The organism is Enterobacter sp. 50793107, from assembly GCF_001463365.1.
GTDB classification, from domain to species: domain Bacteria; phylum Pseudomonadota; class Gammaproteobacteria; order Enterobacterales; family Enterobacteriaceae; genus Enterobacter; species Enterobacter cloacae.
The window spans coordinates 24,563-38,284 of sequence record NZ_LNII01000154.1 but is presented as its reverse complement, the minus strand read 5'-3'; the positions used below and the strand labels follow the sequence as shown (position 1 = coordinate 38,284).

At 56.3% G+C, this 13,722-nt stretch carries 9 protein-coding genes and 1 pseudogene; 6 read left to right on the top strand and 4 right to left on the bottom strand.

Annotation, left to right across the window (positions count from 1 at the left end; genetic code table 11):
* The 3 genes and pseudogenes from APU11_RS29000 to putA all read right to left on the bottom strand — a co-directional run.
* Positions 1-218: pseudogene (locus tag APU11_RS29000) on the bottom strand (IS4 family transposase); the annotation flags it as partial.
* Between the two features lie 127 nt (positions 219-345).
* Positions 346-735, bottom strand: a complete 390-nt coding sequence (locus APU11_RS19755) for a lysozyme inhibitor LprI family protein (protein ID WP_029882762.1) — start codon at positions 733-735, stop codon at positions 346-348.
* 101 nt (positions 736-836) lie between these two features.
* Positions 837-4,823 (bottom strand): trifunctional transcriptional regulator/proline dehydrogenase/L-glutamate gamma-semialdehyde dehydrogenase, encoded by a 3,987-nt coding sequence (putA, locus tag APU11_RS19750; RefSeq protein WP_058651579.1) that lies wholly within the window; start codon positions 4,821-4,823, stop codon positions 837-839.
* Between the two features lie 422 nt (positions 4,824-5,245).
* Between putA and putP the strand changes: the two genes are divergently transcribed.
* Together putP and APU11_RS19740 are read left to right on the top strand one after the other, a co-directional pair.
* Positions 5,246-6,754 (top strand): sodium/proline symporter PutP, encoded by a 1,509-nt coding sequence (gene putP / locus APU11_RS19745; RefSeq protein WP_029882760.1) that lies wholly within the window; start codon positions 5,246-5,248, stop codon positions 6,752-6,754.
* A 117-nt stretch (positions 6,755-6,871) separates the two neighbouring features.
* Positions 6,872-7,291 carry a DUF3574 domain-containing protein gene (locus APU11_RS19740; protein ID WP_058651578.1) on the top strand — a complete coding sequence of 140 codons (420 nt, stop codon included), beginning with the start codon at positions 6,872-6,874 and terminating at the stop codon, positions 7,289-7,291.
* A 70-nt stretch (positions 7,292-7,361) separates the two neighbouring features.
* Here the strand turns inward: APU11_RS19740 and APU11_RS19735 are convergent, their stop codons facing one another.
* Entirely contained in the window at positions 7,362-8,546 is a 1,185-nt protein-coding gene (locus APU11_RS19735) for a nucleoside transporter C-terminal domain-containing protein (RefSeq protein WP_020689647.1), read from the bottom strand.
* Positions 8,547-8,796: 250 nt separating this feature from the next.
* Between APU11_RS19735 and efeU the strand changes: the two genes are divergently transcribed.
* From efeU to phoH, 4 genes are all read left to right on the top strand, one after another.
* Entirely contained in the window at positions 8,797-9,630 is an 834-nt protein-coding gene (efeU, locus tag APU11_RS19730) for an iron uptake transporter permease EfeU (RefSeq protein WP_013097186.1), read from the top strand.
* 43 nt (positions 9,631-9,673) lie between these two features.
* Complete coding sequence (efeO, locus tag APU11_RS19725; protein WP_058651577.1) at positions 9,674-10,801, top strand: iron uptake system protein EfeO; 1,128 nt, start codon at positions 9,674-9,676, stop codon at positions 10,799-10,801.
* A 5-nt stretch (positions 10,802-10,806) separates the two neighbouring features.
* Positions 10,807-12,090, top strand: coding sequence for an iron uptake transporter deferrochelatase/peroxidase subunit (gene efeB, locus APU11_RS19720; protein ID WP_058651576.1), 1,284 nt, complete (start codon positions 10,807-10,809; stop codon positions 12,088-12,090).
* A 500-nt stretch (positions 12,091-12,590) separates the two neighbouring features.
* Entirely contained in the window at positions 12,591-13,382 is a 792-nt protein-coding gene (gene phoH / locus APU11_RS19715; RefSeq protein WP_013097183.1) for a phosphate starvation-inducible protein PhoH, read from the top strand.
* Positions 13,383-13,722 lie beyond the last annotated feature (340 nt).

Below are 13,722 nucleotides of genomic sequence, written 5' to 3'. Positions count from 1 at the left end.
TCCCGGTGAAGGGCGGTATTACCCAGGGCACGGTCAACACGTTTAATTTTATTTTTGACGTGCGCCCTGCCGGGAAGAGTGCGACCAAGGCTGGTCAGGGTCAGATCCGCACCGTGCGTGAGGGCAACGGCCATGGAAACAAGGACATTAATCCGGAAGCTGTGAACGTCCGGTAAAGACGCGGAGAAAAATTTCTGGCAGACTGTCTGTAAAGGCACGATGAGGTCTCTTCTGATTTGTTAGCGCAACCAGTAGATCACACTTCATCGTGCTTTTCATTTTTCTGGGGAACCCTCAGCCCGGTGGGAGAGGGGACTGTTCTGTGCTGTCTTTTCTCCCTCGCCCCTATGGGGTGAGGGGACAGCTTAAGTTGCCCTCTTCACACTGCATCAGCGAGGCCAGAAACGCCTCGCGTTCCACGGTTTTCTCCGTCAGGCACTGACTAATGATCATAGGCTGCACGCTGCCTCCCTCGGTACCAGAACCGATAAAATTGCAATCCGCATCGCGCAGGGCGATCCACGCCTGCTGCGCCTTTTTCAGCAGGTCACGCTGTGGGGCCGCCGCACGCTTAATGGCGGACTGATAAGTCTGGTTGAGCTTTTTATCAGCGGCCTGATACTGCTGCGCGCTACAGGTGTTCAGTTCAAGCTGCGTAGTGGCGTTGTCGCACTCGTCGGCCAGCGCGCTGGCGCTCAGCAGCAGGGCGGCGCCTGCGAGAAATACTCTTTTCATCATCCCCTCCGTGTAAAAAAGCCGGATGCGCTGTGCTTATCCGGCCTAAGGTGAAGTTGTAACCCCGGTTAGCGTAGCGTCACCGGGGAGAGTGTACACGATTACCCGATTGTCATCAGGCTGGCGTTACCGCCCGCTGCCGCGGTGTTGACGCTGAGCGAACGCTCCACGTACAGGCGCTCCAGCAGCAGGTTGGTTTCACCGCGGGCGAAGCCCTGCACCGAAACAATCGCCCCGCTGCGGGCCGCAACCTGCTCGCACAGTTCACGCAGCTGATCGGAATCACCGTGGTAGATAACCGCGTCAAACGGCTGCGCAAGCAGGGCATCAGGCTTCGCAAAGTGAATGCGGGCAGAAACCGCTTTCGGCAGTTGCTTCGCCAGATCGCGGTGCAGACCGTCTTCCGGCCACAGCACTTCACAGCCCGTTGCCATCGCGGCGGCCAGCTGAACCAGCGCATCCTGTTCGTTATCCGCCACGCACAGCACGCGTTCGCGCGGCATCAGCGTCCAGGTGTTGCGTTCGCCGGTAGGACCCGGCAGCAGACGCTGCGTGCCAGCCTGCGCCAGCTCGCCGTACTGCTGTGCGACAGCGCGCAGCTCAGGACGTTTTTCCGCCCAGCTGATGAGTGCTTCCAGCGGCTGCGTCAGCACGGTTTTCAACTGGACATCCACCGGATAGTCCGCGTCCTGGCGTGCCAGCGTCACGCCCAGCGCGCGCTCAGGACGGTTCGCCAGCAGACGGTACAGATAGAGCGGGCCACCCGCTTTAGGACCGGTGCCGGAGAGCCCCTCGCCGCCGAACGGCTGCACGCCCACGACCGCGCCAACCATGTTGCGGTTGACGTACAGGTTGCCCACTTTGGCGCTGCCGGTGACCTGGGCGATGGTTTCGTCGATACGGGTATGCACGCCGAGCGTCAGGCCATAGCCGGAGGCGTTGATCTGCTCAATCAATGCATTCAGGTTGTTACGGTTGTAACGCACCACGTGCAGGACCGGGCCGAAGACCTCTTTTTTCAGCTCGTCGAAGCTTGCCAGCTCGATAAGCGTAGGCGGCACAAAGGTGCCGGTCTGCCACTCGCGGGCATCTTCGCTGTTCTCGCGCACGGCCTGGAACACCGGACGGCCTTTGGCACGCATGGCCTGAATGTGGTTTTCAATATTCGCTTTGGCTTCCGCGTCGATCACCGGCCCGATATCGGTGGTGAGGCGGCCCGGGTTGCCCATGCGGCACTCGGCCATGGCACCACGCAGCATCTTCAGCGTGTGGTCGGCCACGTCGTCCTGCAGGCACAGCACGCGCAGGGCGGAGCAGCGCTGACCCGCGCTGTCAAAGGCGGAGGCCAGCACGTCTACCACTACCTGCTCGGTGAGCGCGGAGGAGTCGACAATCATGGCGTTCATGCCGCCGGTTTCCGCGATGAGCGGCGTTGGGCGGCCCTGGGCATCCAGACGGGTGGCGATGTTACGCTGCAGCAGGGAGGCCACTTCGGTCGAGCCGGTAAACATCACGCCGCGCACGCGGTTATCCGCGGTGAGCTTCGCACCCACTGTTTCACCCCGCCCAGGCAGCAGCTGCACCACGCCCGCCGGTACGCCCGCTTCCAGCAGGATGTTAATCCCCTGAGCGGCAATCAGCGGGGTTTGCTCCGCCGGTTTGGCCAGCACGCTGTTGCCTGCGGCAAGCGCGGCGGCAATCTGGCCGGTGAAGATCGCCAGCGGGAAGTTCCACGGGCTGATACAGACCACAGGACCAAGCGGGCGGTGCGTTTCGTTATCGAAATCATCGCGTACCTGGCCTGCATAGTAGTGCAGGAAGTCGACGGCTTCACGAACTTCGGCGATGGCGTTGCTGAAGGTTTTCCCCGCTTCGCGCACCAGGATACCAATGAGCGACTGCATCTGATCTTCCATCAGCACCGCGGCGCGTTCCAGAATGGCGGCACGTTCTTGCGGCGGGGTGGCGAACCAGATTGGCGCGTTGTTTACCGCGCTTTCCAGCGCCTGCTCCACTTCCGCTTCCGTGGCTTCACGCACGTAGCCGACAATATCTTTTGGTTCTGCCGGGTTGATCACCGGCTGCATCTCGCCGTCTGCGACCGGCTGCATCTCGCCGTCTGCGACCGGCTGTTCCAGCATCGGTTTGGCCTGCCATTTCTGCAGCGCGCTGTTGAGCAGGGCAGAGGAGAGAGATGCCAGACGGTGTTCGTTGGCGAGATCCAGACCCGCCGAGTTGATGCGGCCTTTGCCGTACAGCTCGCGCGGCAGGGCAATCTTCGGATGCGGCAGACCAATCTGGCCTTCCTGAGCCGCCATTTTCTCAACGGCCTGCACCGGATCGGCAACCAGTTCGTCCAGCGGCAGGGTGGTATCGGCAATGCGGTTAACGAAGGAGGTGTTCGCCCCGTTCTCCAGCAGACGACGCACCAGGTACGCCAGCAGGGTTTCATGGGTACCCACCGGAGCATAAATACGGCACGGACGGTTAAGCTTGCCCTCTGCCACTTTACCGGTGACCTGCTCGTACAGCGGTTCACCCATGCCGTGCAGGCACTGGAATTCGTACTGGCCCGGATAGTAGTTCTGCCCGGCCAGGGTGTAGATCGCCGCCAGGGTATGAGCGTTGTGGGTAGCGAACTGCGGGTAGATCAGGTTTGGTACGCCGAGCAGCTTTTTCGCACAGGCGAGGTAAGAGACGTCGGTGTAAACCTTGCGGGTGTAAACCGGGTAGCCTTCCAGACCTTCCATCTGGGCGCGTTTGATCTCGCTGTCCCAGTAAGCGCCTTTTACCAGTCGGATCATCAGGCGACGACGGCTGCGGCTGGCCAGATCAATCAGGTAATCAATAACGAACGGGCAGCGTTTCTGGTAGGCCTGAATAACAAAGCCAATTCCGTTCCAGCCTGCCAGTTCTGGCTCAAAGCACAGTTTTTCCAGCAGATCGAGCGAGATCTCCAGACGGTCTGCCTCTTCGGCGTCGATGTTGATGCCAATGTCATACTGGCGCGCCAGCAGGGTCAGGGATTTCAGGCGCGGGTAGAGCTCTTCCATCACCCGGTCGTACTGCGCGCGGCTGTAGCGCGGGTGCAGGGCGGAGAGCTTGATTGAGATGCCCGGACCTTCATAAATACCGCGACCGTTGGACGCTTTACCGATGGCGTGGATCGCCTGCTGGTAAGAGACCATGTAGGCCTGCGCGTCGGCAGCGGTCAGAGCCGCTTCACCCAGCATGTCGTAAGAGTAGCGGAACCCTTTATCTTCCAGCTTGCGGGCGTTGGCCAGCGCTTCGGCGATGGTTTCACCGGTAACAAACTGCTCGCCCATCAGGCGCATCGCCATATCCACGCCTTTGCGGATCAGCGGCTCGCCGCTCTTGCCGATAATACGGTTCAGGGAGCGGGAGAGGTTCGCTTCGTTGTGGGTCGAGACCAGCTTGCCGGTAAACAGCAGACCCCAGGTGGCGGCGTTAACGAACAGCGACGGGCTGCGGCCAATGTGTGACTGCCAGTTGCCGTTGCTGATTTTGTCGCGGATCAGCGCATCGCGGGTGGCTTTATCAGGAATACGCAGCAGTGCTTCTGCCAGACACATCAGCGCCACGCCTTCCTGGGAGGAGAGGGAAAACTCCTGTAGCAGGCTCTGCACCATACCGGCACGGCCGCTGGCGGTTTTCTGGTTACGCAGTTTGTCGGCCAGCTGATACGCCAGGCTGTGCGCCTGCGCGGCGACGGCTTCAGGCAGGCGAGCCTGCTCCAGCAGCATTGGCACGGCGTCCGTTTCAGCACGGCGGTACGCACCGGTAATGGCGGCGCGGCTGACGGACTGCGGCAGGATCTGCTCCGCGAACTCCAGGAACGGCTGATGATTCTCGTCGCCAGCAACCGGCGCGTCTTCGCTCTCATTGGCGGCACCTGCCAGCAGGGCGGGCAGCTCGGGCAGACCTTCGTCGCTCTCAAGCCGTTCGAGATAGTTAAAAATTGCCTGCTTGATTAGCCAGTGCGGCGTGCGGTCAATGCGGGTTGCTGCGGTCTTAATCCGTTCGCGGGTTGCGTCATCCAGCTTAACCCCCATGGTGGTCATGCCCATGCCAAAACTCCTGTTGTTCTTTGATCGTGTTCGGTGGTTAGCCTGAAATATCCACCATGTTGCAACTTTGTGCAACCGTGTTAAATGTGACCCGGCTAGCAAGCTGAAAAATGAATGGATTGTTAACGGATGGTTAGCTGGAAAAAAGCGCTGGCTTCTGCATACGAAGCTTGTTTTTATGCGGTACTTAACACTTTTAAAAGGTGCAACCCGTATAAATGTGAGCGAGTGCAACCTATAGGAAAGACATATAAAACCGGGGATGAATTTGATGTAAATGCAGTGTTAAATCGTTTGTGTGCGAGCACTGCTTACGGCAGGATACGCGCGGCCAACAGAAACACAGATACCCATCACCCCGTTCCGGTGATGACATAACAAGGCAACCCGGACGGTTGTCGCTCGACTTTTGGAGAATTTGAATGGCAATGAGCACACCGATGCTGGTGACATTTCTCGTTTATATTTTTGGCATGATCCTGATAGGGTTTTTGGCATGGCGTTCTACAAAGAACTTTGACGACTACATTCTGGGTGGCCGCAGTTTAGGCCCAATGGTGACTGCGCTTTCTGCGGGGGCATCGGACATGAGTGGCTGGCTGCTGATGGGGCTGCCGGGTGCGATTTTCATCTCCGGCATCTCTGAAAGCTGGATCGCCATTGGCCTGACTCTCGGGGCGTGGATTAACTGGAAGCTGGTAGCAGGCCGTCTGCGCGTGCATACCGAAGTGAACAACAACGCCCTGACGCTGCCGGATTATTTCACCGGCCGTTTCGAAGATAACAGCCGCATCCTGCGCATTATCTCGGCGGTGGTGATCCTGCTGTTCTTCACTATTTATTGTGCCTCCGGCATTGTGGCCGGTGCGCGTCTGTTCGAAAGCACCTTCGGCATGAGCTACGAAACCGCCCTGTGGGCCGGTGCGGCGGCTACCATCCTCTACACCTTCGTGGGTGGGTTCCTGGCGGTAAGCTGGACCGACACCGTGCAGGCGAGCCTGATGATTTTCGCCCTGATCCTGACCCCGGTGATTGTGATCTTCACCGTAGGTGGTTTTGGCGAGTCGCTGGAAGTGATCAAGCAGAAGAGCATTGAAAACGTCGATATGCTGAAAGGGCTGAACTTTGTCGCCATCGTCTCCCTGATGGGCTGGGGTCTGGGCTATTTCGGTCAGCCGCATATCCTGGCGCGCTTTATGGCGGCCGATTCTCACCACACCATCGTTCATGCGCGTCGCATCAGTATGACGTGGATGATCCTCTGCCTGGCAGGGGCGTGCGCGGTGGGCTTCTTTGGCATTGCATACTTCAACAACAACCCGGCGCAGGCGGGCGCGGTAAACCAGAACGCCGAGCGTGTGTTTATCGAGCTGGCGCAGGTGCTGTTTAACCCATGGATTGCCGGTATTCTGCTCTCCGCTATTCTGGCGGCGGTGATGTCCACCCTGAGCTGCCAGCTGCTGGTCTGCTCCAGTGCGATCACCGAAGACCTCTACAAGGCATTCCTGCGTAAAGGTGCAAGCCAGAAAGAGCTGGTGTGGGTAGGGCGCTTCATGGTGCTGGTGGTGGCGCTGGTGGCCATTGCGCTGGCATCGAACCCGGAAAACCGCGTGCTGGGTCTGGTGAGCTACGCGTGGGCGGGCTTTGGTGCGGCGTTTGGTCCGGTGGTGCTGTTCTCCGTGATGTGGTCGCGTATGACCCGTAACGGCGCGCTGGCGGGGATGATTATTGGTGCGGTCACGGTTATCGTCTGGAAACAGTTCGCGTGGCTGGGCCTGTACGAAATTATCCCGGGCTTCATCTTCGGCAGTCTCGGTATTGTGGTCTTTAGCCTGCTGGGTAAAGCGCCGTCTGCCTCCATGCAGAAACGCTTTGCGGAAGCGGATGCCCATTACCACACTGCGCCGCCGACGAAGCTCCAGGCTGAGTAATTTTTCTTCCTGCACACTGTAAGCCGGGTGAGCGTCAGCGCCACCCGGCTTTTTTCTTGCCAAAATCCGTAATTTACGGTGATATCGCTGCACTTATAACAATGAGGATAGCGAAGCATGACAATCAAAACAGGGTTACTGGCAGCGGCATTCCTGATGCTGGCTGGCTGTACGGCACCGTCGCAGTATATGGCGACTGACACCTGCAAAGTGGATAACCAGATGCAGCAGACCACGCTTTATTTCGGCTTAAATCGTCCGGCCGGGGCGCAGATCACCCCCGACGAGTGGCAGCAGTTTGTTGACCGGGACGTGACGCCGCGTTTTCGTGACGGCTTAACGGTGTTTGATGCGCGCGGACAGTGGCTGGGCAACGACGGTAAAGTGGCGCGTGAGCCGAGCAAGGCGTTGATGCTGATCCACGGAAAAGATGCGCAGAGCGAGAAGAACATTGAGGCGTTACGCGGGATCTATAAATCCCGCTTTGCGCAGGAGTCGGTGATGCGGGTCGATCAGCCGGTGTGTGTGCAGTTTTAATGAAAACGGCGGGATAACCCGCCGTTGTTGTATCGTAGGCCGGGATCGCTGTGCGCCACCCGGCATCACATCACAGCACCAGGCCCGCAAAGCTCGCCGACAGCAAACTCACCAGCGTCGCGCCATACACCAGACGCAGACCAAACCGCGACACCACGTTGCCCTGCTGCTCGTTCAGGCCCTTGATTGCACCTGCGACAATACCGATAGAGGCGAAGTTGGCGAACGACACCAGGAACACGGATAAAATCCCCAGCCCGCGCGGTGACATCTGATGCGCAATTTTTTGCAGCTCAATCATCGCCACAAATTCATTCGCTACCAGCTTAGTTGCCATAATACTGCCGGCATTTAAGGCATCGCTCAGCGGAATACCCACCAGCCACGCCAGCGGATAAAACACATAGCCCAGGATCTGCTGGAAGCTCATGCCAAATACGCTGGAGAAGAGGGCGTTAATGGCGCTAATAAGCGCAATAAAGCCAATCAGCATCGCCAGAATAATCATCGCCACTTTAAAACCGGCCAGAATATACTCGCCCAGCATTTCGAAGAAGCTCTGGGATTCATGCAGTTTTTCGAGCTTAATATCCGGCTCCGCTTCCGGGCGAACCGGGTTGATGACGGAGAGAATAATAAAGGTGCTGAACATGTTCAGAATGAGCGCCGCCACCACAAATTTAGCGTCGAGCATGGTCATATAGGCACCGACAATCGACAGGGAGACGGTCGACATGGCCGTGGCCGCCATGGTGAAGAGACGACGTGACGAGAGATCGCCCAGTACGCCCTTGTAGGCAATAAAGTTTTCAGACTGTCCGAGGATCAGCGAACTCACCGCGTTAAAGGATTCCAGCTTGCCCATGCCGTTCAGTTTTGACAGCAGCGTGCCAATCAGCCGAATAAAAATCGGCAGAATGCGCCAGTGCTGAAGAATACCAATGAGTGCGGAGATAAAAATAATCGGGCAAAGCACGCCGAGGAAAATGAACGCCAGCCCTTTTTCACCCATTCCGCCAAAGACGAAATTGGTCCCTTCGCCGGCAAATTTCAGCAGTGATTCAAAGAAACCGGAGACGTATTTAATCAGGAATAACCCGCTTTCGGCGTGCAGGAAAAAGAATGCCAGCGCAATTTCAATAACGATCAGCTGTAAAACAAAGCGAATGCGAATTTTTCGGCGGTCAAAACTTACCAGCCAGGCAAGCGCAAGAATAATCACCAGCGCCAGCAGGAAATGGACAATCTTAAACATGGTTTATTTTCGGTTAGTTTGCGAGGCGGATATTTAGCCACAGCGCTGATTAACCGTAAATGGGCATTTTCGTTATACCTTATAAACCGGAACGTCACGAGCGCAACTATTACCCCGCGATGCGTTTACAACTCGTCATCAAAAACCACACATTTCGCTTGTTTTTCTTATCGCCGTAATGATAATCACTATCACAAGAATTTACCTTTCTTTGCATCAGTTGACCGCGATAAACATTTAAGGTGTCGGCATGTTTGTTCCATTTCTCATTATGTTACGCGAAGGCCTGGAAGCGGCCCTCATTGTTAGCCTCATCGCCAGTTATCTGAAGCGAACCCAGCGCGGACGCTGGATTGGGGTGATGTGGATAGGGGTTTTCCTCGCCGCTGCGCTCTGTCTGGGCCTGGGCATTCTGATCAATGAAACCACCGGTGAATTCCCGCAGAAAGAGCAGGAGCTGTTCGAAGGTATCGTTGCCGTGATAGCGGTGGTGATCCTCACCTGGATGGTGTTCTGGATGCGTAAAGTCTCGCGTAACGTGAAGGTGCAGCTGGAGCAGGCGGTAGATAATGCCCTGCAGAAGGGAAATCATCACGGCTGGGCGCTGATCATGATGGTTTTTTTCGCCGTGGCGCGTGAAGGTCTGGAATCCGTTTTCTTCCTGCTGGCTGCCTTTCAGCAGGATGTGGGGATCTGGCCACCACTGGGGGCGATGCTGGGGCTGGCAACGGCCGTGGTGCTGGGTTTCCTGCTCTACTGGGGTGGCATTCGCCTGAACCTGGGGGCCTTCTTTAAATGGACCAGCCTGTTCATTTTGCTGGTGGCCGCAGGGCTGGCGGCAGGGGCGATCCGCGCTTTCCATGAGGCGGGTCTGTGGAACCACTTCCAGGATGTGGCGTTCGATCTTAGCAATGTTCTTTCTACCCATTCACTGACCGGCACGCTGCTCGAAGGGATCTTCGGCTATCAGGAAACGCCAAGCGTCAGTGAAGTGGCGATGTACTTTATCTATCTTATTCCGGCGCTGGCGCTCTTCTTTATGCCATCGCGCCCCAGCGCTCAGCCGTCGCGTACTGCGCCCTGATGTGCTTACTGTAGTTACAACATACTTTTAAAAGGGAAGGGTCATGGCAATTCAATTTCGTCGTAGTGCGTTACAGGTTGGTGTGGCAGCGCTTGTTGCTTCTGCCTTCGCCGCTCAGGCTGCTGATATTCCACAGGTCAAGGTGACGGTGAATGATAAGCAGTGTGAGCCGATGACCATTACGGTCAACAGCGGTAAGACACAATTTATTATTCAGAACCACAGCCAGAAAGCGCTGGAGTGGGAAATTCTCAAAGGCGTGATGGTCGTGGAAGAGCGCGAAAATATCGCGCCGGGCTTTAGCCAGAAAATGACGGCTAACCTGCAGCCGGGTGAATATGACATGACCTGCGGTCTGCTGACCAACCCGAAAGGTAAGCTCATCGTTAAGGGGAATGCCACAGCGGATGCCGCGAAAGGCACGGCCCTGCTGAGCCTGGGCGATGCCATCACCGCTTATAAAGCGTATGTCATCAAAGAGACGGCAGACCTGGCAGCGGGAACCAAAGCCTTTACGGATGCGGTGAAAGCGGGCGATATCGACAAAGCGAAATCCCTGTATGCGCCCACCCGTCAGCACTACGAGCGCATTGAGCCGATTGCGGAGCTGTTCTCCGATCTTGATGGCAGCATTGATGCCCGTGAAGACGATTACGGGCAGAAAGCGGCCGATCCAAAATTCACCGGCTTCCACCGTCTGGAGAAAGCCCTGTTTGGCGATAACTCTACCAAAGGGATGGAGAAGTATGCCGATCAGCTCAACAGCGACGTGCTGGAGCTGCAAAAGCGCATCAGCGAGCTGGCCTTCCCGCCATCTAAAGTGGTGGGCGGTGCGGCCGGACTGATTGAAGAAGTGGCCGCCAGCAAAATCAGCGGTGAAGAAGATCGCTACAGCCACACTGATCTGTGGGATTTCCAGGCGAACGTCGATGGCGCGCAGAAAATTGTTAACCTGCTGCGCCCACAGCTGCAGAAAGAGAACAGCGAGCTGCTGGCAAAAGTGGATGCCAACTTTAAGAAAGTCGACACAATTCTGGCGAAGTACCGCACCAAAGACGGGTTTGAAACCTACGACAAACTGACCGACGCCGACCGTAACGCGCTGAAAGGCCCGATTACCACCCTGGCGGAAGATCTCTCCCTGCTGCGTGGCGTACTGGGTCTGGACTAAGCACGATGAACAAGCATGACGAATACGACGTGGCAGAACCGTCACGTCGTCGGTTGTTGAAAGGGGTAGGGGCGCTGGGGGGCGCATTTGCCCTGGCCGGAGGGTGTCCGGTGGCGCATGCGGCAAAACCGCAAAGTGCGCCCGGTACGCTGTCACCGGATGCCCGTATGGAGACGCAGCCTTTCTATGGCGAACATCAGGCGGGCATTCTGACACCACAGCAGGCCTCCATGATGCTGGTGGCCTTTGATTCGCTGGCAAGTGATAAAGCTGACCTGGAGCGCCTGTTTCGCCTGCTCACCACCCGCATCGCGTTTCTGACTGCAGGGGGACCGGCGCCAGAAACGCCAAACCCACGTCTGCCGCCAATGGACTCGGGGATCTTAGGGTCGTTCATCGCCCCGGATAATCTGACCATTACGGTGTCGCTGGGCGAATCGCTGTTTGATGAACGTTACGGGCTGGCAAAACAGAAGCCGAAAGCGCTGCAAAAAATGACGCGTTTCCCGAATGATTCTCTGGATGCTGCTCTCTGCCACGGCGATCTGCTCCTGCAGATTTGCGCTAACACGCAGGACACGGTGATCCACGCTCTGCGGGATATCATCAAACACACGCCTGATCTGTTGAGCGTGCGCTGGAAGCGGGAAGGGTTTATCTCTGACCATGCTGCCCGCAGCAAAGGCAAAGAGACGCCGGTGAACCTGCTGGGCTTTAAGGATGGCACCGCCAACCCGGACAGCAGCAACGGCGCGCTAATGAAAGAGGTCGTCTGGGTCACAGCCGATCAGGGTGAGCCTGCCTGGGCCGTCGGCGGGAGCTATCAGGCGGTGCGGGTGATTCAGTTCCATGTGGAATTCTGGGATCGCACGCCGCTTAAAGAGCAGCAGACGATCTTTGGCCGTGACAAGCAGAGCGGGGCGCCGCTTGGCATGAAGCACGAGCATGATGTGCCGGATTACGCCAGCGATCCTAATGGGGATACCATTGCGCTGGACAGCCATATCCGGCTGGCGAATCCGCGCACTAAAGAGACGCAGTCAAGCCTGATGATGCGCCGGGGCTATAGCTACTCGCTGGGGGTGACCAATTCCGGTCAGCTGGATATGGGGCTGCTGTTTGTCTGCTATCAGCACGATCTGGAGAAGGGTTTCCTCACCGTGCAGAAGCGGTTAAACGGCGAAGCGCTGGAAGAGTACGTTAAACCTATCGGCGGCGGCTATTTCTTCGCGCTGCCCGGCGTGCGCAATTCGAACGCCTGGCTCGCGCAAGGGCTGATAGAAGCCTGATAATTGTCCCTGCGATAGTTCGCGGGGACATTATTTTTTCATATGACTATCCCTCTGTTATATTTCTGTAATATTCCTGTATGAGACTGTTTTCAACTGCAGGAGCAGTCTTAAAAGTTGCATTCAGGTAAAATAAATGTTGCATTTATGATAATCCCTGATGTACTTAAGATAAGACAGCGGTAGTTCCCGGCAGTGATGCTGAATCACTATGGAGATCGCGAATGGTATCGTCCTGTACTGGACAAGGTAAACACAACAACCGCAGTACCCGGCGCGGAGGCTCAGACTCCGGCAGCGATTTCCTCACCACTAAATTCTCCCCTTCTATTCAGAAACCAGATTCTACCGACGTGCAGAATGGTGCGCGTAGCTATTCTGTATCGTCATCCGGCAAGGCAAGCAATGGCTTACAAGGAAGCCAACCCTCTGATGTTCGTGCGCATAATCGTGCCGAAACTGGCGCGTGTGATGAATACCAACAACTCAAGGTGCTATCCATGGGAAGACAAAAAGCAGTGATCAAAGCTCGTCGCGAAGCAAAACGTGTGCTGAGACGGGATTCACGTAGTCATAAACAGCGTGAAGAAGAATCGGTCACCTCGCTTGTGCAGATGAGTGGCGTAGAAGCAATTGGCATGGCGCGGGACAGCCGTGATAATTCCCCAATTGTGGCGCGCAATGAGGCTCAGGCGCACTACCTGAATGCTATCGAGAGTAAACAGCTCATCTTTGCAACCGGTGAAGCCGGATGCGGGAAAACCTGGATCAGTGCAGCCAAAGCAGCGGAGGCCCTGATCCATAAGGACGTGGAGAGAATTATTGTTACCCGTCCGGTACTGCAAGCTGATGAAGATCTCGGCTTCTTACCCGGTGACATATCGGAGAAGTTTGCCCCTTACTTCAGGCCCGTTTATGACGTGCTGGTGAAGCGACTGGGTGCATCCTTTATGCAGTACTGCCTGCGACCAGAGATTGGCAAGGTGGAAATCGCGCCGTTCGCCTATATGCGCGGACGTACATTTGAAAATGCGGTCGTCATTCTTGACGAGGCTCAGAACGTGACCGCTGCGCAAATGAAGATGTTCTTAACGCGCCTCGGGGAGAACGTGACGGTTATCGTCAATGGCGATATTACCCAGTGCGACCTGCCATCCGGCGTGAAATCCGGCTTGAGCGACGCCATGTCACGTTTTGAGGAAGACGACATGATTGGGGTAGTACGCTTTACCAAAGAAGATTGTGTGCGGTCGGCGCTGTGCCAGCGCACGCTGGAAGTCTATTCCGACTGACGGTAAAACATCGCCGTTTTACCGCTCACCTGTCATCCCTTCCCGGCGTAATGCCGGGAAGCTTCTTTTATTTCTTCTCACGACTCGCGTCTGGTTGTCTTTTAAAAGATTGCCTGTCTTGCGGAATTCATCATGTCGGTTATTCATTTTTGACGCTGGTTTTTTATCACGCTCAGCGAAATGTGATGTGTATTTATAATATCCACAAAGTACCCATGAATATCATGATCGCGCTAATTGTTCGCTCAAATTTAAACGTGAATGTTGTCACATAATGTTACTAAGATGTGAAAATTAAGTTGGTGTATTGTGTCTAATTCTCTATGTTTCGTACTGATTC

Coding starts and splice junctions, on each gene's coding strand:
- APU11_RS19755 (WP_029882762.1), bottom strand. CDS start 735: ATGAAAAGAGTATTTCTCGCAGGCGCCGCCCTGCTGCTGAGCGCCAGC.
- putA (WP_058651579.1), bottom strand. CDS start 4,823: ATGGGCATGACCACCATGGGGGTTAAGCTGGATGACGCAACCCGCGAA.
- putP (WP_029882760.1), top strand. CDS start 5,246: ATGGCAATGAGCACACCGATGCTGGTGACATTTCTCGTTTATATTTTT.
- APU11_RS19740 (WP_058651578.1), top strand. CDS start 6,872: ATGACAATCAAAACAGGGTTACTGGCAGCGGCATTCCTGATGCTGGCT.
- APU11_RS19735 (WP_020689647.1), bottom strand. CDS start 8,546: ATGTTTAAGATTGTCCATTTCCTGCTGGCGCTGGTGATTATTCTTGCG.
- efeU (WP_013097186.1), top strand. CDS start 8,797: ATGTTTGTTCCATTTCTCATTATGTTACGCGAAGGCCTGGAAGCGGCC.
- efeO (WP_058651577.1), top strand. CDS start 9,674: ATGGCAATTCAATTTCGTCGTAGTGCGTTACAGGTTGGTGTGGCAGCG.
- efeB (WP_058651576.1), top strand. CDS start 10,807: ATGAACAAGCATGACGAATACGACGTGGCAGAACCGTCACGTCGTCGG.
- phoH (WP_013097183.1), top strand. CDS start 12,591: ATGGGAAGACAAAAAGCAGTGATCAAAGCTCGTCGCGAAGCAAAACGT.